This window comes from Actinokineospora sp. NPDC051303, assembly GCF_055586285.1.
Genome location: NZ_JBVJIN010000023.1, coordinates 19,345 through 40,478 on the forward strand (window position 1 = coordinate 19,345; position 21,134 = coordinate 40,478).

Below are 21,134 nucleotides of genomic sequence, written 5' to 3' on the forward strand. Positions count from 1 at the left end.
AGGAAGATCCCGTCGTGGGAAAGACGGGTGGGGAGCCTACGGCCCCACGACCACGGCAAGTTTAGGGATCTTCCTTCACCCCCAAAGAAACCACTCCACCCCATCGAGCACTGGGCGAGCGTAGGCGCGGCTTCGTGGGGGGCAGGTGGCAGGAACGCGGGGCTGGCAAGAAGGCCGGGCTGGCCGCAGAGCGGCCGGACACGGCCTGGCAGGAGGCCGGGCTGACAGCAGAGCAGCCTGGCAGGAAGGCACAGCCTGGCAGCAGAGGGGCTTACAGAAAGACCGGGCCAGCAGGTGGGCTAGCGGGCTGGCCCACACAAAGGCCACCCAACCACGCCCGCGACTGCTCTTGATTTGCCGCCCCACAGCCCCACAACAAAACCCCACCCACCCTGGGGGCTAACCCCGCTCCAGTCTATCAAGCCAGGCCGACAATCGAGGTCAGAACGATCATGCCTGTGGATAACTTTCCATGTCTGGGTGGGAAAGCCACAGGCCCGGCACCCCGAAAGGAACGGGGGCCGGGCCTGTGGTTGTGGGGCTGGTAAATCAGTCGTCGTTGCCTGAGGGGGTGGTTTTGGCCACCTGCATCAGGAACTCGATGTTTGTCCGGCTCTTGCGCAGTCGGTCCAGCAGGAGTTCGATCGCCGCCTGGCTGTCCAGGGCGTGGAGGACCCGGCGCAGTTTGACGGTGACCGCCAGTTCGTCCGGGGAGAGGAGTAGTTCCTCCTTGCGGGTGCTGGACTGGTCGACGTCGACCGCGGGGAAGATGCGCTTGTCGGCGATCTTGCGGTCGAGCTTCAGCTCCGCGTTTCCGGTGCCCTTGAACTCCTCGAAGATGACCGTGTCACCGGCCGAGCCCGTTTCCACCAGGGCGGTGGCGAAGATGGTGAGGGAGCCACCGCCTTCGATGTTGCGGGCCGCGCCGAGGAAGCGCTTCGGGGGGAACAGGGCGGTCGAGTCGACGCCGCCGGAGAGGATTCGGCCGGAGGCCGGGGCCGCGAGGTTGTAGGCGCGGCCTAGGCGGGTGATCGAATCCAGCAGCACGACCACGTCGTGGCCCATTTCCACCAGGCGCTTGGCGCGCTCGATGGAGAGTTCGGCCACGGTGGTGTGGTCGCCCGGGGGGCGGTCGAAGGTGGAGGCGATGACCTCGCCCTTGACCGACCGCTGCATGTCGGTGACTTCCTCCGGGCGCTCGTCGACGAGCACGACCATGAGGTAGACCTCGGGGTTGTTGACGGTGATCGCGTTGGCGATCGCCTGCAGCACCGAGGTCTTGCCCGCCTTGGGGGGCGAGACGATGAGCGCGCGCTGGCCCTTGCCGACCGGCATCATCAGGTCGATGACGCGGGTGGTGAGGATGTGCGGCTCGGTCTCCAGACGCAGTCGCTCGTTCGGGTAGAGCGGGGTCAGCTTGGTGAACTCGGGGCGGTTCTTGGCCGCGTCCGGCTCCAAGCCGTTGATCGTCTCCACCCGCACCAGCGGGTTGAACTTCTGCCGCTGCTGCTCCCCTTCCCGCGGCTGGCGGACCAGGCCGGTGATGGCGTCGCCGCGGCGCAGGCCGTGCTTGCGCACCAGCGAGAGCGACACGTAGACGTCGTTCGGTCCGGCGAGGTAGCCCGAGGTGCGGACGAACGCGTAGTTCTCCAGCACGTCGAGGACACCGGCGACCGGCAACAGCACGTCGTCGTCGCGGACCTCGGTGTCGTTCTGGCCGGTGCCGCCCTCGACCCGGCCGCCGCGCCTGCGGCGGTCGCGGAAGCGGCGGCCGCGGCGGCCGCCCTCATCGTCGTCGTCGGGGCCGGTCGCCCGGTTGTCCTGCTGACGATCCTGCTGCCGCGTGTCCTGCTGGCGGTCCTGCCGCTCCTGGCGGTCCTGCTGCCGGTCGCCCTGCTGGCGGTTGCGGTCACCGCGCTGGCGGTCGTTGCGGTCACCGCGCTCGCCCCGCTCACCGCGGTCGTTGCGGTCGCCCCGCTGCTGGCGCTCGCCCTGCTGGCGCTCGCCGCCCTGCTGACGCTCCTCGACGCGAGCGGAGCGCCCGGACTCCGACGCCTGCTCGGCGCCTTCCGGGCTTCCCGCGGCCCGGCTGGCACCGCGACGGCGCCGGTTGTCCCGGCCGCCCTCGGTGTGCCGGGGGGCCTCCTGCGGGGCGTCCGCCTGCGGTTCGGCTGGCGCCTCCGCTGGCGCCGGTGCCGCGGCCTCGGCGGGCCGGGCCTCGGCGGGCTGCTCGGCCTTGGCCCCACGCGGCTCGCGTCGGGGCTTGGGCTCGGCAGGCACGTCGGCGCCGTTGAGCGGCAGTTGCGTGGCGACGGCGCCGGAGCCGCCCCCCTGCCGCTCCTTGATGGCAGCGATCAGATCACCCTTGCGCATTCCCGCGGTGCTGGAGATCCCCAGCTCGCCGGCCAGCTCGCGAAGCTCGGCGAGCACCATGCCGGAAAGACCCGCGCGACGCTTAGGTGTGCCGCCATTGGCACCCGTGCTCTGCGCCTTGTCGGACTGCGACTCGGCGGTGTCGCTGCTCAATAGATCGGTATTGGTCACACATGTCCTTCCTGACCGGTCCCCGCCTCCTACGTGGACCAGCGGACCGCCGTCCGTCGGAATGCGAGACGGCGTATCTCCCCACTGCTTGCTTGCCCTCGTCACGAGCCTGGCCACAGAGCGGGCCAGCCGTAGGACTCGGTCGCCAACAGGGAGCATCTGGTCACCACGGTCGTCGGGAACCTGCGAGCCCCGGCCCTGACCTTTGGAGAAGGACTGAGCCGATACCCCGGCAGATGATGCGACCCGGAAAGAGTTTCCGGGAACGACACCGGGCGCCCGTGCGCGCGGTGACTGAACGCCCCCGAGGGTAGACGGCCGTCACTCAAGGTGCAACAACCGGTCCACTGCGCGTCGCACCGAGATGACGATGTGGCGCGGTGATCTGAATCACGAGGGCCTTCAGGCAACTGGAACGCGGCGGTCACGGCCGGTATTCCCGATCAGTCGAGCGGGTCCACGCGCACGCCCGCGCGGTCCACCGGAAGCGGGATCACGCTGAACCCGGTGAGGTCGACCTCGGCCGGGACGCGGCCGTCCGTGGTGAACGCGAGCACGGTCGGCCCAGCCCCGGACACCGCGGCCGCGACGCCGAGCGCGCGCAGTTCGCGCACCACGCGCAACGTGCCCGGCCAGGCTTTTTCCCGGTAGTCCTGGTGCAGCGTGTCCGCGGTGGCGGCCAGCAGCAGGTCCGGCCGCTCGGCGATGGCGTGCACGGCCAACGCCGCGCGGCCAGCGGCGAACGCGGCGTCGGCGTGCGGGACGACGGCGGGCAGCAGGCCGCGGGTGACGTGCGTCGCGGACTCCTCCGACGGCACGATCGCCACCGGGCGCAGGTCCGGGTGCGGCTCGACGCGCGCGGCCCGGAATCTCGGGCCCGGCTCGCACCAGGCCACGACCAGGCCGCCGAGCAGGCTCGCCGCGACGTTGTCGGCGTGCCCCTCGAACTCGGCGGCCAGGTGCAGCGCGTCGTCGTCCAACGGCTTGCCCGCCAGGCCGTAAGCCGCGGCGATCCCGCCGACGATGGCCGCCGCCGACGACCCGAGACCGCGGGCGTGCGGGATGACGTTCGCACAGGTCATGGCCAGGCCGCCGGGGTCGAACCCGAGCTGGTCGCAGGCCGCGCGCAGCGCGCGCACGACCAGGTTCGACTCGTCGCGCGGCACGTCTTCGGCGCCCTCGCCGGTCACGGTCACCGCGAGCCCGGACGGCGCGCGCCGGACCTCGATGACGTCGTGCAGGCCCAGGGCGAGCCCGAGCGCGTCGAACCCCGCGCCCAGGTTCGCCGACGACGCGGGCACCCGGACGCGGACGCCGGAGGTCACCGCAGGTCCAGCGCCGAGGCGACGGCGGTGGCGTCGACCGGCACCGGCTCGACCTCGACCAGGCCGCGCAGGGCGGTGTCGGGGTCCTTGAGCCCGTGGCCGGTGACCGTGCAGACGACCACGGACCCCTTGGGCAGCCGCCCGTCCGCCGAGGTCTTGAGCAGACCGGCGACGCTGGTCGCCGACGACGGCTCCACGAACACGCCCTCGCGGGTGGACAGCAGCCGGTAGGCGTCGAGGATCTGCTCGTCGGTGGCCGAGTCGAACAGGCCGCCGGACTCGTCGCGGGCGGTCACCGCGCCCGTCCAGGACGCCGGGCTGCCGACGCGGATCGCGGTGGCGATGGTCTCCGGGTTGGCGACCGGCTCGCCGAGCACCAGCGGCGCGGAACCGGCCGCCTGGAAGCCGAACATCCGCGGCGCGCTGTCGGTCAGCCCGTCCTGGGCGTATTCGGAGTAGCCACGCCAGTAGGCGGTGATGTTGCCCGCGTTGCCCACCGGGAGGCAGTGGATGTCGGGGGCGCGGCCGAGGACGTCGCAGATTTCCCACGCGGCGGTCTTCTGGCCGATGAGCCGCACCGGGTTGACCGAGTTGACCAGGCCGACCGGGTATTCGGCCGCGGTCTTGCGCGCCAGCTCCAAGCAGTCATCGAAGTTGCCGTCGATCTGCAGGATGCGCGCGCCGTGCGCGACGGCCTGGGCGAGCTTGCCGAGCGCGATCTTGCCGCGCGGCACCAGCACCGCCGAGGTCATGCCAGCGCGGGCGGCGTAGGCCGACGCCGAGGCCGAGGTGTTGCCGGTGGAGGCGCAGATGACCGCCTCCAGCCCGTTGGCCAGGGCGTGGGTGATGGCCACGGTCATGCCGCGGTCCTTGAAGGAGCCGGTCGGGTTGACACCCTCGATCTTGAGATAGACCGTGCACCCGGTCAGCTCCGACAGGTGCGGCGCGGGCAGCAGCGGGGTGTTCCCCTCCCCCAGGGTGATGACCTTGGCGTTGGGGGGGATCGGGACCCTGGACGGATAAGCCTGGATGATGCCCGGCCAGCCTGGCCGCACACCGGTGGGGATGGTCATGAATCCTCGCCTTCGACCCGCATCACGCTGACCACCTCGTGCACGAAGGGCAGCCCCGCGATTTTGTCCACTGTGGAGCGCAACGCGGCGTCTGGCGCCGAGTGGGTGACGATGACCAGGCTGGCGTCGGCAGCCCGGCCCTCCTGGCGCACCGCCGCGATGCTCACCTCGTGTTGGGCGAACACGGCGGCGACGGCCGCCAGCACGCCCGCGCGATCGGCGACGTCCAGGCTGATGTGGTACCTGGTCGACGCCTGCGCGATCGGGCGCACCGCGAGGTCGGCGTAGGCCGACTCGCGCGGTCCGCGCCCGCCGACGACCAGGTTGCGGGCCACCGCGACCAGATCGCCGAGCACGGCGCTGGCGGTGGGTGCACCGCCCGCTCCCTGCCCGTAGAACATGAGCTGTCCGGCGGCCTCCGCCTCGACGAAGACCGCGTTGAACGCGCCGCCGACGCTGGCCAGGGGGTGGTTGCGCGGGATCATCGCCGGGTGCACGCGCACCGCGACGGACTCGCCGCCGTCGCCGCCGACGCGCTCGCAGATGGCCAGCAGCTTGATGGTGCGACCAAGGGCGCGGGCGGCGGCCACGTCCGACGGGGTGACCGCGGAGATGCCCTCGCGGTAGACGTCACCGGCGGTGACCCGGGTGTGGAAGGCGAGCGAGGCCAGGATCGCGGCCTTGGACGCGGCGTCGTAGCCGTCGACGTCGGCGGTCGGGTCGGCCTCGGCGTAGCCCAGCCGGGCCGCCTCTTCCAGCGTCTCGGCGTAGCCCGCGCCGGTCTCGTCCATCGCGGAGAGGATGAAGTTCGTCGTGCCGTTGACGATGCCCATCACCCGGGTGATGCGGTCCCCGGCCAGCGACTCGCGCAGCGGGCGCAGCAGCGGGATCGCGCCCGCGACGGCGGCCTCGAAGTACAGGTCGACCCCGGCGGCGTCGGCGGCTTCGAACAGCTCGCCAGCGTGCTCGGCCAGCAGCGCCTTGTTGGCGGTGACCACGGACTTGCCCGAGCGCAGCGCGTCGAGCAGCCAGGTCCGGGTCGGCTCGATGCCGCCGATGACCTCGACCACCACGTCCACGTCGGGGGCGGTGACCAGCGCGGCGGCGTCGGTGGTGAGCAGGTCGGCTGGCACGTCGCGGTGCTTGTTGGGCCTGCGCACGGCGATGCCCGCCAGCTCGACCGGGGCGCCGACGCGGGCGGCCAGCTCGTCGGCCTGCTCGGTGAGCAGCCGCACGATCTGCGCGCCCACCGTCCCGCAGCCGAGCAGCGCGACCCTGATCGGTTTGGCGGCCTCGCTCGTCACGTCATCTCCAGTCGTAGCAGGTCGTCCACGGTCTCTCGGCGCAGCAGCAGCCGCGCCAGCCCCCCGCGCACGGCCACCACCGCGGGCCGGGGCAACCGGTTGTAGTTGCTCGCCATCGAGTAGCAGTAGGCGCCGGTCGCGGCCACCGCCAGCAGGTCGCCGGGAGCAAGGTTCTCCGGTAGCCAGCAGTCTCGCACCACAACGTCGCCGGACTCACAGTGTTTGCCCACGACCCGGGACAGCACGGCCGCGGCGCCGCGCTCGCCCTCGTCGCTGGCGCGGGAGACCAGGCGGGCGTCGTAGAGGGCGTCGTAGAGGGCGGTGCGGATGTTGTCGCTCATGCCGCCGTCGACGCTGACGTAGCGCCGTCCGGTGCCGTGGCCGAGCGCGACGTCCTTGGTGGTGCCGACCTCGTAGAGGGTCACGGTGCCGGGGCCGACGATCGCCCGGCCGGGCTCGACGGCCACCTTCGGCACCGGCAGCCCGGCCTGCTCGCACTCCTTGGTGACGATCGCGCGGAGCTGGTCGGCCAGCCACATCGGCGGCGGCGGGTCGTCCTGGGCGGTGTAGGCGATGCCGAGGCCGCCGCCGAGGTCGACCGTGGTCAGCGACTCCAGCGCCTCGGCGCCGTGCTCGGCGTGCAGTTCGGCGAGCAGGCCGATGACCCGGTGCGCGGCGACCTCGAAGCCGTCGGCGTCGAAGATCTGCGACCCGATGTGGCTGTGCAGGCCGACCAGCGACAGGTTCCCGGCCTTGATCACCCGCCGGGCCGCCTCCGCCGCGTCCCGCCCGGCCAGCGAGAAGCCGAACTTCTGGTCCTCGTGCGCCGTGGCGATGAACTCGTGGGTGTGCGCCTCGACGCCCACGGTGATCCGGATCAGCACCGGGGCGACGACGCCGCGGTCGCGGGCGAGCCGGTCGAGGCGGACGATCTCGTGGTAGGAGTCGACCACGATCGCGCCGACCCCGGCGTCAAGCGCCTCGGCGAGTTCCGCGACGGACTTGTTGTTGCCGTGGAAGGTGATCCGCTCGGGCGGGAAGTCCGCGCGCAGCACCACGGCCAGCTCGCCGCCGCTGCACACATCGATGCTCAGGCCCTCGTCGGCGACCCAGCGGGCGATCTCCACCGACAGGAACGACTTCGCCGCGTAGTGCACCAGCGCCGGTTCGCCGAACGCGGCGGCGTGCTCGCGGCAGCGGGCGCGGAAGTCGTCCTCGTCCATCACGAACAGCGGCGTGCCATAGGTTTCGGCCAGCTCGCGCACGTCGACGCCCGCGAGCCGCACCACGCCGTCGGCGCCGCGTTCGGCTCCCCTGGGCCAGACTCGCGGGTTCAGCTCGTCGAGCGCGGCGGTGTCCGCGGGGCGCTCGCCCGCGGTGTTGCCAGGCGGCAGCACGTCCGCGTGCCGCGGTCCTGCCGGGTGTGCCCTCATCAGTCCCTGTTCCTACATTCGTTCCGGTGCGGTGATTCCGAGCAGTCCCAGCCCGTTCGCCAGAACCTGGCGGGCGGCGTCGCACAGCGCGAGCCGCGCGGTGGTCAGCGGTCCGGCCCGCTCGTCGCCCTGGGGCAGGACGCGGCAGGCGTCGTAGAACTTGTGGTACGCCCCGGCCAGTTCCTCAAGGTAGCGCGCGACTCGGTGCGGTTCCCGCAGATCCGCGGCGGCGGCGACCACGCGCGGGAACTCGCCCAGCGTGCGGATGAGGTCGCCCTCGCGCGGGTGGACGAGCAGCGCCAGGTCCGGGGTTTCCTTGTCGGGCAGGGGGATGCCGAGGTCGGCGGCGTTGCGCAGCAGCGAGGAAAGCCGCGCGTGCGCGTACTGGACGTAGAAGACGGGGTTGTCGTTGGAGCGCTTGCTCCACAGCGCCAGGTCGATGTCCACAGTGGAGTCCACAGTGGAGCGGATCATGGCGTAGCGGGCGGCGTCCACGCCGATCGCCTCGACCAGGTCCTCCATGGTGATCACGGTTCCAGCGCGCTTGCTCATCCGCACCGGCTTGCCGTCGCTGACCAGGTTGACCATCTGTCCAATGAGGACTTCCACGGTGTCCGGGTCGTCGCCGAACGCCGCGGCGGCGGCCTTGAGCCGGGCGATGTAGCCGTGGTGGTCCGCGCCGAGCAGGTAAACGCAGAGGTCGAACCCGCGGCGGCGCTTGTCCTGGAAATAGGCGATGTCACCGGCGATGTAGGCGGGCTGCCCGTCGCTCTTGATGACCACCCGGTCCTTGTCGTCGCCGTACTCCGTCGAGCGCAGCCACCACGCGCCGTCGGCGAGGTAGAGGTTGCCCGACGCCTTGAGCTCGGCCAGCGCCTTGTCCACCGCGACGGAGGCGTGCAGGGAGTCCTCGTGGAAGTAGACGTCGAAGTCGGTGCCGAACTCGTGCAGGCTCCGCTTGATCTGCTCGAACATCAGGCCGACGCCGACCCGCCGGAACGTCTCGGCGCGCTCGGCGTCCGGCTGCCCCAGCGCCCCCGGCTCCCGGCGCAGCACCTCGGCGGCGATGTCGGAGACGTAGGCGCCCGCGTACCCGTCCTCAGGCGCGGGCTCGCCCTGGGCCGCGGCGATCAGCGAGCGCGTGAACCGGTCGATCTGGCTGCCCGCGTCGTTGAAGTAGTACTCCCGGGTGACCTCGCCGCCCTGCGCGGACAGCACCCGGCCCAGCGCGTCGCCCACCGCGGCCCAGCGGGTGCCGCCCAGGTGGATCGGGCCGGTCGGGTTGGCCGAGACGAACTCCAGGTTGATCCGGCGCCCGGCGAGCGCGTCGCCCCGGCCGTAGGCCGCCCCGGCCGCGCGGACCTGGGTGACCACCGCGCCCTGGGCGGCGGCGGCGAGCCGCAGGTTGATGAACCCGGGCCCGGCGACCTCGGCGGAGTCGACACCGGTGTCCTCGGCCAGCGCCCCGGCCAGCCAACCAGCCAGGTCACGCGGGGCGACCCCGGCGCGCTTGGCGACCTGCAGGGCGAGGTTGGTGGCGTAGTCGCCGTGCTCGGGATTGCGCGGCCGCTCCACGGTGACCTGGGCCGGGACGACCCCGGTGTCGAGCCCGCGGTCGCCGAGAACCCGCACGGCGGCGGAACGAACCAGGTCAGCGAGCACGGCGGGAGTCACCCGGCAAGTCTAGGTAGGCGGGTCGCACGGTCCGTAGCCGGCCGGGTTCCATAGACTCCTTGCCATGATGCGGTACGCGCGACACGCGGCGCTCGGCGCCGTCGCCTGCCTGGCCCTGACCGGCTGCGGCGGAATCGAGGAGCTGGGCGTTCCCACGTCCAGCGGCCCACGCGGCTCGGCGGCGGACAAGGCGGACAAGCAGACGGGCGCGCCCGGCGGGGGCAAGGAGTTCACCCCCGGCGAGGACAACCAGGACCCGACGCAGAAGATCGACGGCGTCGTGGAAGCCGAGTACGAGCCGGGCAAGCACGTCAAGCCGGACCAGCGGGTCGCCTACGACCGCAAGCCGCCGCTGGGCGGCGCGCACGACGGCATCTGGGCGGCGTGCAACGGCGTCGTCTACCCGACCGCGGTCCGCACCGAGAACCTGGTCCACTCCATGGAGCACGGCGCGGTGTGGCTCACCTACGACCCGGCGAAGGTCACCGGCGACGACGTGGTGGCGCTGGCCGAGCGGGTGCAGGCCAAGCCCTACACCGTCATGTCGCCCTTCCCCGGCCAGCCCAAGCCGGTGTCGGTGCAGTCCTGGGGCAGGCAGCTCCAGGTGGACGAGGTGGACGACCCGCGCATCGACCAGTTCATCACCGCCACCCGCGCCAACCCGTACCTGAGCCCCGAGCCCGGCGCCTCCTGCGACATGGTCGACGCCGACCTGTTCGACCAGGACGCGCCGCCGCCGTTCGACCCGGCCCCGCCCGGCCCCGACGCGGTCTCACCGACGGGTGAATGACCGGGGCGTCTGACGCGGTTGACACCCACCAGACACCCGGTCCTTAGAATGGCGGTCGCACCTGCTCTGGTGCAGCTCCCCGGCGGGAGCCCACTCGACACCTGAGGTTCGAGACGTATGGCCAGCGGGACGAAGAAAAAGGGCAAGCCGAACGCGGTCAAGGCCGCGCGGGCCTCGGTTGTGGCCAAGAAGGGCAAGCCCTGGGGCACCATCGCCGCGGTGGTGGCCGTGCTCCTGCTGGCGGGCGGCGTGTTCGGCTACGCCTACGTCAAGGTGTCCGCCGCGGAGAAGTTCCTCCCGGCCGACGACAACAAGGACCCGTCGGAGAAGATCGCCGGGGTGACCCGGCAGACGTACTCCCCCGGGCAGCACGTCGACGCCACCCAGCGGGTCGCCTACGACCAGAGCCCCCCGTTCGGCGGGCCGCACGACGGCATCTGGGCCGACTGCACCGGCATCGTCTACCCGACCGCCGTCCGCAACGAGAACATGGTCCACACGCTGGAGCACGGCGCGGTGTGGATCGCCTACAACCCGGACCAGGTGACCGGCCCGGCGCTGGACAAGCTCAAGTCCATGGTCGAAAACAAGCCGTACATGGTGATGTCGCCCTACCCCGGCCTGGACCGCCCGATCTCGCTCCAGTCGTGGGGCCACCAGCTCAAGCTGGACAGCGCCGAGGACGAGCGGATCGACCAGTTCATCAAGTCGCTGCGCGCGAACAACTACCAGAACCCCGAGCCCGGCGGCCGCTGCGACAGCAACGGGACCGGCTTCAACCCGGCCGCCCCGCCGCCGTTCGTGGCCGAGAAGCCCGGCCCGGACGCGATCGGCATGGACGGCAAGCCGGTCACCCCGGTTCCGCCCGCCGCCCCGACGAGCAGCGCGCCGCCCACGCAGTGACCGAGCAGGACCAGACCGAGGACCGCGCTGCCGCCACTCCCAAGCGGTCCGCCGTGGTGTACGGCGCGGCGGCGCTGGCGGTGCTGCTGGTGGGCGCGGCGATCGGCATGCTGATCACGCTGTCCGCCGTGGGCCGCGACGACCCGCCGGGGGCGGACTCGGTCGACGTCGGCTTCGCCCAGGACATGCGCACCCACCACCTGCAGGCCATCACCATGGCTGGCTGGGCACGCAACAGCAGCCAGGACGCGGAGATCCGGCAGCTCGCCTTCGACATCGAGTCCACCCAGCTCGACCAGAGCGGGCAGTTCAGCGGCTGGCTCACCGCGTGGGGGCAGCCCGCGCTGGCCCCGATCGACCAGCCGCACATGCGCTGGATGGCAGGTGCCACGCACGGCCACGGCGACGGGCCGTCCGGCATGGCACAGATGCCCGGTATGGCCACCAGCGACGAGCTGACCCGGCTGCGCAACAGCACCGGCGCGGAGTTCGACGTGTACTTCCTGCAGCTGATGCTGCGCCACCACCAGGGCGGCCTGGAGATGGCCGCCTACGGCGCCGACCACGCCCGGCTCGGCTACGTCCGCAACATGGCCGCGAAGATCAAGGAAGGCCAGCAGAGCGAGACGACGCTGCTCACCGACATGCTGACCGCGCGGGGAAGCAAGCCGCTCCCGTCCTGACTCACCAGGAAAGCTGCGCGCACCGCGACGCCGGGCACTCGACCTGCAAGGTGGCGTGCTCGATCTGGTACTCGCGGGTCAGCAGGTCCCTGGCCTGGGTCAGGATGTCGCCCTGGTCGGCCCGGTCGGTGACGGCGAGGTGCGCCGAGACGACCTCCATGCCCGAGGTCAGCGTCCAGACGTGCAGGTCGTGGACCTCGGTGACGCCGGGGACGGCGGCCAGCTGGGACGTCATCTCACCGATGTCGAGCCGCTCTGGGGCGTGCTGGAACAGGATGCGCAGCGCGCGGCGGGCCAGTGACCAGGTCCGAGGCAGCACCCACAGCCCGATCGCGACCCCCACGATCGGGTCGGCCCACCGCCAGCCCGTCGTCAGCGTGATCGTGGCGCTGACCAGCACCCCGACCGAGCCGACGAGGTCGGCCACCACCTCAAGGTAGGCGCCGCGCACGTTCAGGCTCTCCTGCGCGCCGTCCCTGAGCAGCAGGAACGACACGACGTTCGCGGCCAGGCCAGCGCCAGCCGCGAGCAGCACCGGCAGACCGGCGACCTCAGGCGGGTCGGTGAACCGGCTGGCCGCCTCGTACACGACGTACCCGGCGACGCCGAACAGCAGCACGGCGTTGGCGAGAGCGGCCAGAACCTCGGCCCGGTAGAGCCCGAACGTGCGGTTGGGCCGGTTCCGCGCCCGCCGCGCCGCGGCGACCGCCGCCAACGCCAGGCCCACCCCGACCACGTCGGTCAACATGTGCGCCGCGTCGGAGAGCAACGCCAGCGACGAGGTCGCGATCCCCACCGCGAACTCCACCGCCATGATCCCCGCGGCGATGGCGAACGCGGCCCACAGCCTGCCCGCCAACCGCCCCGAAGCACTGGCCGCGTCGGCGACGCCGACCCCGTGACCATGTCCGTGCCCCACTGCCCCAACCCCGCTTCCCGCTCCGTCTACGCGACATATTGTCGCATGCGCATACATGCAATACCACCACCCGTCGAGGCATGATTCGTCACTCGACCGAGCGGAGATCAGCACTCGCACCGGCCCCACAGGCCGCGGTTCTGGTAGATGGAAAGCAGGCTCACCAGCGAAAACCCCAATCGGAACGAGGTCAGCGTGCGCCCCCTCCCCCGCCCGCGGCCACTCCTCAGATCACACCGCCCCGCGCCCGGTCTCCCCCGGCAACCGCTTCTCATGCACCCCCGGCAGCTCCACCGCGTGCTCAGCGGAAGCGTCGAGCAGGTTCACCGCGCCCTTTCCGCGCGCGGCCGCGCGCGGGTCCCTTTTCCGGTGCGCCGGGTGCGTCCGGTGACGGCCCTGGTTCTCGTGGCCCTGTTCTTCGGCGTCGCCCTGGCCCACCCGGAGACGCGGACGGCGCGCATCGGCAAGCCGGTCCTCCAGGTCCCGTCGGCCGCCGACCGCGCGGGGTTTTCCGGCGGTCTCCCCGGAACCGTCGTCCAACTCGCCGTGCCCGAGCCCCCCACCCTGACCGGCCCGTTCACCAACGGCGGCGCCATCCCGCCCGCCCTGCTCGTCGCCTACCGCCAGGCCGAAACCCGCCTGGCCACCACCCACCCCGACTGCGGCCTGCGCTGGCACCACTTGGCCGCCATCGCCCAGGTCAACTCCGGACACGCCCACAACGGCCAAGTCGACCCCACCGGCGACACCCTCACCCCCCTCTACGGCCCGGTCCTGACCGGCAGCCCCGGCATCCCCCCCGTCCCCGACACCGACGCAGGCGCCCTAGACGCCGACGACGTCTGGGACCGCGCCGTCGGCCCCCTCCACCTCACCCCCACCGTGTGGACCACCCACCACCAAGACGCCAACGGCGACGGAAAAGCCAACCCCCACAACATCTACGACGCCGCCCTCACCGCGGGCCACTACCTGTGCTCCGGAAACACCCGGCTGCCCCACCCGCAGGACCTGCAAGCCGCCCTAGCCCGCTACAACCCCACACCCCAGTGGTCGACCACGGTGACCACATGGATGCTCACCTACGCCTCACTCACGCCCCCCACCGAGCCACAACACCAGTCCTCCGCACCCCCACGCTCTGACCCCCCAGACCCCTACCCCCTCCCCGAGCCGATCCCCGCCCCCAAACCCACCACACCCGACGTGGCCCCCCAACCCACCCCGGTCACTGAGCCAACTCCCACCCCCACACCCCCAACCCAACCCGCCCCCACCCCAACCCCGCCCACTCCGACTCCCCCCACCCAGCCGAGCCCCAGCACCCAACCCACCCCCAGCCCCACCCCTCAGCCCGAACCACACCCCGTCGTACAGCCCGAACCCACCCCACCCCCAACCGCGACGCAGCCATTGGCCGCCCAGCCAACAACCGCACCGCCCACCACCGAACAGCAGACAGCCACACAACAGCCCACTGCGCCGTCCACCGCTGAACAGCCGACCGCTCAGCCACCCGCCGACCAATCAGCTACTCGCCCCACCCCCGACCAACCAGCCGTCCAGCACCCCACCCGACCACAGTCACAGCCAACACCCGACCGGCCCACCACTGAGCAGCTGCTCACCCACCCCGCTACCGGCCAGCCGGTCAACCACCAGGCCACACGCCCCACCAAACCCGCCGAGCACCATGGCCCCATGACCCGCCCCGTCGAAGCCCCCGCCCCCGAACCGGCCGCCCACAACGCCCTCGGCTCGATCTCCGCCCACCTCCCACCCGCCCTTTACGACCCGCACTGAACGCCGACCCCACGAACCAAGCAGGGGTCGTGAGGTAGCGAATCCGGCGGCCACCCGGTTCCGAAACCGGAAGAGTCCCAGCGGTTTCCGTCGGCATGCTGGTGATCGAGGGCAGCTTCCAGGTCGCCGTCCCCGGTGGTGACGCCTAAAGGCCACCTACGAGACAGCTCTGCACCTCAGTCACCGACCGAGCCTGCGGCCATCATCCGGGTCATCAACGCGATCATGGGCACGGTCCCTGTACGGTTTCGGCAACGTGCTCACCTCGCCCTTCACCTCGGTGTACCCGCGTGGGTTGCGTCGCTGATCGCCCTCCCTGTCGACCTGTCGATCCTCGGGCTCCTTCTGGCCACGCGGCACTTGGCACTCACCTGCGCCCCCCTGGACGTGCTACGACCGGTTCGCTGACTGCTGACCTTCGCGAGCATGGTCACGTTCGCTGAACGTGGCAGAACCTCTCGTCGCGGGCGAGTACGAAAGCGGCGGCGCGCTTCTCCACCGAAGTCGCCCTGGTCCCCTACCGCCACCCTCGACAGCACCTGCCCCGACTGGTCGCCGCCACCGTGATTGAAGCCCTCAGCCAGCTTCCCGTGACCGCGGTGTTCACCGTCGGCCGCGCACCGAGGCTCGCGACCCTCCCACCGCAGGCGACGTCACGATCGTCCCCGGCAGCGAAATGGCCAGCCACGCCGAGCTGGTCATCTGCCACGGTGGGGAAACAGACCCGGCCGACGGCGGGATTCAGGGCGGCATCCTGTGTCCCGACATACGAGTAGACCCACAAGAAGTTCGGCAGCGGGTCCGGCTCGACAAGCGCCCGGAACCGCGTCACCTCTTGGTAGGGCTGGCCCCAGTGGGATGACGGGGGCGGCCCCGATGGTCTTCATCGTGGTCGGCTGACAGGCTGGCCGCATGCCGATTTCTCATTCTCGCCGTGGTTTCATCAAGATGAGTGCCACGGCTGCCGTTGGTGTGGCGTCTCTCGGTATAGCGGGCACGGCATGGGCTGCCGAGCCGCCGCGGATTGCGCCGCTGCGAATCCCTACTGCCGTTGGCACCTTCGACGCTGTCGCCGCAGGGCCGCGACATGGCCGGAAAGTGTTGTTGTTGCATGGCTTTCCCGAGTTCGGCATTGAGTGGGACCATCAGTTGCGCGCTCTGGCTGCTGCCGGATACCGGGCGGTGGCGCCTGACCAGCGGGGCTACTCGCCGGGCGTACGGCCTACCGGGATCGAGAAATACCACTTGGACTATGCCGTTGGGGACGTTCGGGCGATGGCTGACGCTCTTGGCTGGCGCAGGTTCGACCTGGTCGGGCACGACTGGGGCGCCGCGGTGGCCTGGATCGCCGCTGCGAAGTACGCACGCCGGGTGCGCTCGCTGACCGCTGTTTCCGTGCCACATCTCGGCGCCTTCGCCGAGGCGCTGCGGACCGATCCCGCGCAGCAGGAGGCGTCCAAGTACATGGAGTTCTTCCGACAACCCGCCCCGATCCCCGAGAACACGATTCTCGGATCGGGACCGCCTAAGCTGCCAGGCGTTGCGCCGGAGAAATGTGCGGAGTACTTCCGGCGGCTTTCCCAACCGGGCGCCCTGACCGCCGCGCTGAACTGGTACAGGGCCAACGATTTTGTTGGCTATGAACAGCGAGTTGCGGTACCAACACTCTTCATCGCGAGCACGAAAGACCCTATGGTCGCACCTTCGGGCATACAAGCGACGAAGAACTGGGTTACCGGACCGTACCGGCTGGAGAACCTTGAGGGGATCGAGCACAACATCCCTGAACAAGCCGCCGAGACCACGACCTCTCTACTCCTCGCACACCTCGCTTCTGTGTGTTTCTAGCAGTCCTATACCCACCAACAGCAACTTTCTCGGTGGTCTGGCTCAGCAGACCTTGGCAGGCTCCTTCATCAGCAACCACGCCTCGTCGACTACGACCAGCCGGGGTTTGCCGATGACGGGGTGGAGACCTGCCGCCAGACCGCGTCGAGGGTGAGCAGCGCGTCGATCGGTTTGAGCTCGTCGGCGAGATCCCGCAGCGAGAACACCACCAGGCGCCCTCCGGGGCGAGTCGAGAACAGCCCGGAGAACGCGCCGGTGACGTACGGGCGCAGCCGCGCCGCCAGCTCGACGCCAGCGAAGTGGTCGCTGGGTGCGGTGCGGAGCCCGTCAGGACGGGTGTGGATGGGTCGGAGCGGCCAAAGATCAGGCTGTTGTGGTTGTCGAGCGCGAACCGGTCATGGCGCACGAGCCCCCGGCTGCCGATGTCGAAGCTTGCCTTCACCGCGGCGACCCCTGCGGACAGGTCGTAGACGTCCCCGATGGCCGCTTCGACATGCGGATCGAGCAGGCGCTCTTTCTCGCCGTGTGCCTGCTCGATCACCGAGACCGAAACCACCACCAAGGCCGTCTTCCGTACGTACGACACGGGAGACGATCGGCATCCGACACAGAAAAGTCCCGCCGCGGAGATGGATGATCTCCACGGCGGGACTGTCTGCGCTGTGCCCCTGGCAGGATTCGAACCTGCGCTCCCGCCTCCGGAGGGCGGTGCTGCCACCTGCTCTGACCAGCCGAAACAGGGTCAGTCGATCACTCATTGGCACACCATCGGTACAACGGACGACAGGCCGGAACGAACGACCGAGGGTGGTTCTCGGCTCCGTACGGCCTCGATCATCCTGGGTGTGACTCTGGGTGACTCTCGTCCGGGTCGACTGGAGGTTCCATGTAGGGCAGCAGTTCAGGGGGAACACCGTCGTCGAACTGGACGTCAACCATCGAAACATCCCCGGCGAAGCTCACTTTGTCGAATCCGGTGGGTCCTGAGAAGCTCGCTTGCGCGAACTGCGCGACACCGCCGAAGCTCGCCTTGCTGAACCAGACGTCCCCGCCGAAACTCGCCTCGCTGAACCAGACGTCCCCGCCGAAACTCGCCTCGCTGAACCGGGTTTTCCCGCCGAAACTCGCCTCGCTGAACCGGGCTTCCCCGGCGAACCTCGCCCCGGCGAACCAGGCTCCCTCGCCGAACCTCGCCCCGGCGAACCAGGCTCCCTCGCCGAACCTCGCCCCGGCGAACCAGGCTTGCCTGCCGAACCTCGCCCCGGCGAACCAGGCGGCCCCGTCGAAGCTCGCCTCGCCGAAGTAGGCTTCGTCGAAACTCGCCCCGGCGAACCTGGCGGCCCCGTCGAAGCTCGCCTCGTCGAAGTCGGCTTTGTCGAAGCTCGCCCCGTCGAACCCGGTAAAGCCGAAGAACTTCGCCTTGCCAAAGTTGGCGGACCGGATGCGGCAATCATTGAAGTCAGCGTTGGTGAGGGTGGCTCCGGTGAGGTCGAGGTCGATGTCGGGCCAGAAAGTGTCAGCCGGGCGGTTCGGGTCGGGACCGGGGCGTAGGTGACGAGCGAGGATGCGTTGGGCGGTCAGCCTGACTTCGCGCTCATGACGTCGATCCTCATCACCTTGGCTTAACTCAGGGACGGGAGACACTCGGCGAATCTCGGACGCGGCGGCGCGAACAGGAGACGAACGCATCAGAGGACGGGTCACACCCAACCGGCGGGCACCTGGTTTGTCGGTGGGTGGGGTGTAGGGGCCGCGAAGATAGGCGCAGATCACGTCCACCACCGTCTGCCGCTGGTCCGGATTTTGCTGCGCCACCCGCTCCAGCGCGTACAGCCCGCCGTGGCGTACCGCAGCTTTGTCCGAGCCCAGTTGTTCAACTGCCTTGACGTAGAGCTCGGTCAATCGGCGCTCGTTCGCGTCGTGAACGGTGTCGGCGGCGACCTTCTGCTGATGAGCGAGGGTCAACTCCGCCGAACGCTGCCTGCGCGCGGCCAACCACAACGCCGCCGCCCCACCAGTGCCCACCACCAACGTCGCCGACGTCCGGATCGCGTCCAACCGGTCGGCCGGGGTAGTTCCGGAGAAGTTCGTCAACAAGACCACCGCAGCGGTGATCCCGACGCCGAGCAACACCAACGCGCCGAGAGTGATCGCCCGCGGCGAGAGCGCCCGCATCACCGGAGGTTCGTCGGACGGCGCCTCGACGGGCGCGCGGCGCGACCGTGCTGTCCCCACCGCACCCGCGGCTGCGAGCAGACCCACGGCCACCGGGACAGGCCACCAGCGGCCAAGCCATCCCCACACAGACGCCCACCACGACCGTGCCGCCCACACCCCGGTCACCGCACCAGCAACGCCCAGGCCCCAAGCCAGCACACCCAGACCCCGCCGACCTGTCATCGCCGCCCACCACCTCGCCGCTCGTGCACGCGCTAACGAGGGCCGGGTGGAAGATGCCTCCGCGTTCGTCACGACGACAGCATCGCGCAGTTGCTTCCCCTCACTCGTACGAGGCCACTCCCAGGAGCGGCCATTTTGCGTTGTCGAGGGTGTCGCCCCCTCGCCGTAGCCTCGTCGCGTGGCCTCCATCGAGGACCTGACCGCTCGGCTCAGTGGCGAGTTGTCCAGGCTCAACGCGCTCAAGGCTGGCGTGATCGCAGCAGTGCTGACCCCGCTCGATGAAGTGCGCCAGGGCGTGGATGTCTTGCTCCACGGCACCGCGACCCATCGACAGGTCGCAGGCCCGCTCGCCCATGCCCGCCAGGGGGTGGTCGAGCTGTATCAGGCCCTGACCGCGGCCGAAGAGTCGATCGGGGCCGCCATCGCCCGCCAAGGGGTCATCGCACCCGCCACCAAACCTCCGGTACCCGCACGCGGGGAACCGACCCGCAATGGGCCGTCAGCACCCCCGCCCGCCGTGTCTCCGGAGCGCATCGACCAACTCAGGCGTGAACTACCGCCCGATGTGGTTCCGCGAACTCAGCGACCACGTGGCACGCCCGAGCCCAAAACTCATGGCAGGTGGATCGACCCGGACGGCAACACCCATGCTGAGGTCAGCGGCAAGGACGATAAGTACCGCGATGCGATCGAGTACTTCCAAGAAACTTCCCCGAATAAGATTCCTACCGGGGCTTCCGACGTCGAGATGAAGCTGGCGGCGCACATGCGGAAGAACAAAATCCGGTCGGCGACCCTTGTCATTAATAACGTGCCGTGTGTGGGCAGGTTTTCATGCGATGCCCTGGTTCCCGCCATTCTGCCTGCCGGGTATACAATGACGGTATATGGTTCGCATGGGTACCACAAGGTCTATCGAGGAGCGGGACATCCAGTATGACCACTTTTTCGGCGTACTACGAGACGGAGCATGCCGAGGCAGGCGTTCCTGTGCGAGCGCTTGACGAACTGGACGCGCTTGTCGATAAATGGCGGGAATTGACGAATACCTACGGCTGCCCGATCGCTGTTCAACTGCTCAGGGATGACGACGAGACACCGATATTCGCCGCAGGCTTCACCGAAGACGGCCGTGCGGCCCTGTACTACTCCGGATCGGACTGGCCTGGAGTCTGGTACACCCTCGGCCCCGACCCTGGCAACGAAGCGGCCACCACCTACTCGTATATGAACGGCGATATCGAAATGCCGGACTCGGCCCTACTCCCCATCGACGCCGTGCGCCAAGCCTTGCGTGAGTATTTCACCAACGGCGGTAGGCGACCGGCCTCTGTGGAGTGGAAAGAAGAAGAGTAAGTCAGACCGGAAGGCGTTTACACGCACCGGGAGGCCCCGTACGGATGGTGATCTGCACGGGGCCGGGGCCACGCTCTCGTGTCAAGGCGCGAATTGCGCCAAATGTTGGCTCATCTCGTCCGCGGAGAGCCCGCAGAATGCGGCCAGGTCCACCACGACCGCCGGGTCTACCGAGACGATCACCGTTTCGGCATCGTTCGCGAGTCGATTTCGAGCCCACCGACGCAGCCAACGCAGATCAGGCTGCTTATCCTCGATTATGCGCCGCAGGTCGATTAACATTACAAGGTTGCGCAAACCCACCTTGGCGTCCTGCATCGCCAGGGTGAGCAGTTCCGGTGGCGAGGCATTCAAAGTGCCGCACATGTCCACGAATCGAACCACCGTGCAGTTCCGCACGCCCAGTTCGTATGTGGCCAGCGTCTGGTCCTGAATCGAGTGGTTCATTGCCCTGACCATCGCCGACCGTGTCCAGCCCATCGCGGTACGGGCACGCCGCAACTGTTCCCCGAGAGCGACAGGTAGGAGTTCGTTCACCGAGGACTGTTCCCGGAGAGCGATAGGTAGGGGTTCGTTCACCGAGGCTGGCCTCCCATCGGCCTCAATTGCACCCCTTCGGAGAGCAACGCCCTACGCACGGCCGATGGGGACACCCCGTGCTGCTTGGCCAGGCTGCGTAGGCTCGTCTGCGGATTCGAGACATACGCGTCTCGCAGTGCTGCGGCGTTCACCGGAATCATGCTGACGCGTCTCGGAAAGACGATTCCCGCGGAAACCAGGATGCTCTTGATCCTCAGCATCGACACACCCGTGTTGAATGCCATCTGTTCCATGCTCACGCCGTGGAGGTATCTTTTCACGAACTCGACGGCCAATGCGTCCTCGGGCAGGCCGATACACGCCGGCCACTCCGGGGCGACAAGGCCCCCTTCATGCAGGAGTCGACGCGTATGTGTCCGTATGAGCCCGAATTGTTCCGCCAGGTTTCCGATCTGTGTGACTCCGGGCTTGAAGTCCGCGAGCAGCTTTTCTATCAGCGCGCGCCGATCCCGCTCTTGCGCTTTGGTTTTCATGCGTTT

The 21,134-nt window shown here is 69.7% G+C and carries 17 protein-coding genes, 1 tRNA gene and 2 pseudogenes; 7 read left to right on the top strand and 13 right to left on the bottom strand.

Annotated features, from left to right (window positions below):
• Positions 1-549: 549 nt before the first annotated feature.
• The 6 genes from rho to argS all read right to left on the bottom strand — a co-directional run bounded on the left by rho (position 550) and on the right by argS (position 9,353).
• Positions 550-2,544 (bottom strand): transcription termination factor Rho, encoded by a 1,995-nt coding sequence (gene rho, locus ACZ6SD_RS18900; protein ID WP_465318238.1) that lies wholly within the window; start codon positions 2,542-2,544, stop codon positions 550-552.
• A gap of 443 nt (positions 2,545-2,987) precedes the next feature.
• A complete protein-coding gene (gene thrB / locus ACZ6SD_RS18905) occupies positions 2,988-3,869 on the bottom strand; it encodes a homoserine kinase (protein ID WP_465318239.1) in 882 nt (293 codons plus the stop codon).
• The gene (gene thrC / locus ACZ6SD_RS18910; RefSeq protein ID WP_465318240.1) at positions 3,866-4,942 is read right to left on the bottom strand and encodes a threonine synthase; all 1,077 of its coding nucleotides are present in this window, start codon (positions 4,940-4,942) and stop codon (positions 3,866-3,868) included. The genes thrB and thrC overlap by 4 nt, the downstream gene beginning before the upstream one ends.
• Complete coding sequence (locus tag ACZ6SD_RS18915) at positions 4,939-6,246, bottom strand: homoserine dehydrogenase (protein WP_465318241.1); 1,308 nt, start codon at positions 6,244-6,246, stop codon at positions 4,939-4,941. Before ACZ6SD_RS18915 ends, thrC begins: the two co-directional genes overlap by 4 nt.
• Complete coding sequence (gene lysA / locus ACZ6SD_RS18920; RefSeq protein ID WP_465318242.1) at positions 6,243-7,679, bottom strand: diaminopimelate decarboxylase; 1,437 nt, start codon at positions 7,677-7,679, stop codon at positions 6,243-6,245. The genes ACZ6SD_RS18915 and lysA overlap by 4 nt, the downstream gene beginning before the upstream one ends.
• A gap of 12 nt (positions 7,680-7,691) precedes the next feature.
• Positions 7,692-9,353: an arginine--tRNA ligase gene (gene argS / locus ACZ6SD_RS18925; RefSeq protein WP_465318243.1), complete on the bottom strand. Its 1,662-nt coding sequence runs from the start codon at positions 9,351-9,353 to the stop codon at positions 7,692-7,694.
• Positions 9,354-9,417: 64 nt separating this feature from the next.
• Between argS and ACZ6SD_RS18930 the strand changes: the two genes are divergently transcribed.
• From ACZ6SD_RS18930 to ACZ6SD_RS18940, 3 genes are all read left to right on the top strand, one after another.
• Positions 9,418-10,143: a DUF3105 domain-containing protein gene (locus tag ACZ6SD_RS18930; RefSeq protein WP_465318244.1), complete on the top strand. Its 726-nt coding sequence runs from the start codon at positions 9,418-9,420 to the stop codon at positions 10,141-10,143.
• Positions 10,144-10,260: 117 nt separating this feature from the next.
• A complete protein-coding gene (locus tag ACZ6SD_RS18935) occupies positions 10,261-11,046 on the top strand; it encodes a DUF3105 domain-containing protein (RefSeq protein WP_465318245.1) in 786 nt (261 codons plus the stop codon).
• Positions 11,043-11,729 (top strand): DUF305 domain-containing protein, encoded by a 687-nt coding sequence (locus tag ACZ6SD_RS18940; protein WP_465318246.1) that lies wholly within the window; start codon positions 11,043-11,045, stop codon positions 11,727-11,729. Before ACZ6SD_RS18935 ends, ACZ6SD_RS18940 begins: the two co-directional genes overlap by 4 nt.
• A 1-nt stretch (position 11,730) precedes the next feature.
• On the opposite strand, the gene ACZ6SD_RS18945 is transcribed toward ACZ6SD_RS18940, so the two are convergent.
• Entirely contained in the window at positions 11,731-12,648 is a 918-nt protein-coding gene (locus ACZ6SD_RS18945) for a cation diffusion facilitator family transporter (RefSeq protein WP_465318247.1), read from the bottom strand.
• Between the two features lie 387 nt (positions 12,649-13,035).
• Here ACZ6SD_RS18945 and ACZ6SD_RS18950 point away from each other — a divergent pair, with 387 nt between their 5' ends.
• On the top strand, positions 13,036-14,451 hold the full coding sequence (locus tag ACZ6SD_RS18950) for a lysozyme family protein (protein ID WP_465318248.1): 1,416 nt from the start codon (positions 13,036-13,038) through the stop codon (positions 14,449-14,451).
• A 703-nt stretch (positions 14,452-15,154) separates the two neighbouring features.
• Here the strand turns inward: ACZ6SD_RS18950 and ACZ6SD_RS18955 are convergent.
• Positions 15,155-15,289: pseudogene (locus ACZ6SD_RS18955) on the bottom strand (GP88 family protein); the annotation flags it as partial.
• 74 nt (positions 15,290-15,363) lie between these two features.
• Here ACZ6SD_RS18955 and ACZ6SD_RS18960 point away from each other — a divergent pair.
• On the top strand, positions 15,364-16,299 hold the full coding sequence (locus ACZ6SD_RS18960; RefSeq protein ID WP_465318249.1) for an alpha/beta fold hydrolase: 936 nt from the start codon (positions 15,364-15,366) through the stop codon (positions 16,297-16,299).
• A gap of 57 nt (positions 16,300-16,356) precedes the next feature.
• Here ACZ6SD_RS18960 and ACZ6SD_RS18965 read toward each other — a convergent pair.
• The 3 genes and pseudogenes from ACZ6SD_RS18965 to ACZ6SD_RS18975 form a co-directional block, all read right to left on the bottom strand.
• Positions 16,357-16,604 (bottom strand): annotated as a pseudogene (locus ACZ6SD_RS18965) (conjugal transfer protein TraC); the annotation flags it as partial.
• A gap of 361 nt (positions 16,605-16,965) precedes the next feature.
• Positions 16,966-17,024: transfer RNA gene (locus ACZ6SD_RS18970), tRNA-Arg, on the bottom strand.
• Between the two features lie 109 nt (positions 17,025-17,133).
• The gene (locus tag ACZ6SD_RS18975) at positions 17,134-18,264 is read right to left on the bottom strand and encodes a pentapeptide repeat-containing protein (protein ID WP_465318250.1); all 1,131 of its coding nucleotides are present in this window, start codon (positions 18,262-18,264) and stop codon (positions 17,134-17,136) included.
• Between the two features lie 613 nt (positions 18,265-18,877).
• On the opposite strand from ACZ6SD_RS18975, the gene ACZ6SD_RS18980 reads away from it, so the two are divergent.
• Both ACZ6SD_RS18980 and ACZ6SD_RS18985 read left to right on the top strand, forming a co-directional pair.
• Positions 18,878-19,639 carry a DddA-like double-stranded DNA deaminase toxin gene (locus ACZ6SD_RS18980; protein ID WP_465318251.1) on the top strand — a complete coding sequence of 254 codons (762 nt, stop codon included), beginning with the start codon at positions 18,878-18,880 and terminating at the stop codon, positions 19,637-19,639.
• On the top strand, positions 19,636-20,055 hold the full coding sequence (locus tag ACZ6SD_RS18985) for an Imm1 family immunity protein (RefSeq protein ID WP_465318252.1): 420 nt from the start codon (positions 19,636-19,638) through the stop codon (positions 20,053-20,055). Before ACZ6SD_RS18980 ends, ACZ6SD_RS18985 begins: the two co-directional genes overlap by 4 nt.
• 81 nt (positions 20,056-20,136) lie before the next feature.
• Here ACZ6SD_RS18985 and ACZ6SD_RS18990 read toward each other — a convergent pair whose 3' ends face one another.
• Complete coding sequence (locus ACZ6SD_RS18990; RefSeq protein ID WP_465318254.1) at positions 20,137-20,502, bottom strand: helix-turn-helix domain-containing protein; 366 nt, start codon at positions 20,500-20,502, stop codon at positions 20,137-20,139.
• A 128-nt stretch (positions 20,503-20,630) separates the two neighbouring features.
• Positions 20,631-21,128 carry a hypothetical protein gene (locus ACZ6SD_RS18995; RefSeq protein ID WP_465318255.1) on the bottom strand — a complete coding sequence of 166 codons (498 nt, stop codon included), beginning with the start codon at positions 21,126-21,128 and terminating at the stop codon, positions 20,631-20,633.
• Positions 21,129-21,134 lie beyond the last annotated feature (6 nt).

Bases quoted from the DNA above. Each gene is read 5' to 3' on its own strand.
- thrC (WP_465318240.1), bottom strand. From the start codon at position 4,942: ATGACCATCCCCACCGGTGTGCGGCCAGGCTGGCCGGGCATCATCCAG.
- lysA (WP_465318242.1), bottom strand. From the start codon at position 7,679: ATGAGGGCACACCCGGCAGGACCGCGGCACGCGGACGTGCTGCCGCCT.
- ACZ6SD_RS18930 (WP_465318244.1), top strand. From the start codon at position 9,418: ATGATGCGGTACGCGCGACACGCGGCGCTCGGCGCCGTCGCCTGCCTG.
- ACZ6SD_RS18935 (WP_465318245.1), top strand. From the start codon at position 10,261: ATGGCCAGCGGGACGAAGAAAAAGGGCAAGCCGAACGCGGTCAAGGCC.
- ACZ6SD_RS18960 (WP_465318249.1), top strand. From the start codon at position 15,364: ATGCCGATTTCTCATTCTCGCCGTGGTTTCATCAAGATGAGTGCCACG.
- ACZ6SD_RS18985 (WP_465318252.1), top strand. From the start codon at position 19,636: ATGACCACTTTTTCGGCGTACTACGAGACGGAGCATGCCGAGGCAGGC.
- ACZ6SD_RS18990 (WP_465318254.1), bottom strand. From the start codon at position 20,502: ATGAACCACTCGATTCAGGACCAGACGCTGGCCACATACGAACTGGGC.
- ACZ6SD_RS18995 (WP_465318255.1), bottom strand. From the start codon at position 21,128: ATGAAAACCAAAGCGCAAGAGCGGGATCGGCGCGCGCTGATAGAAAAG.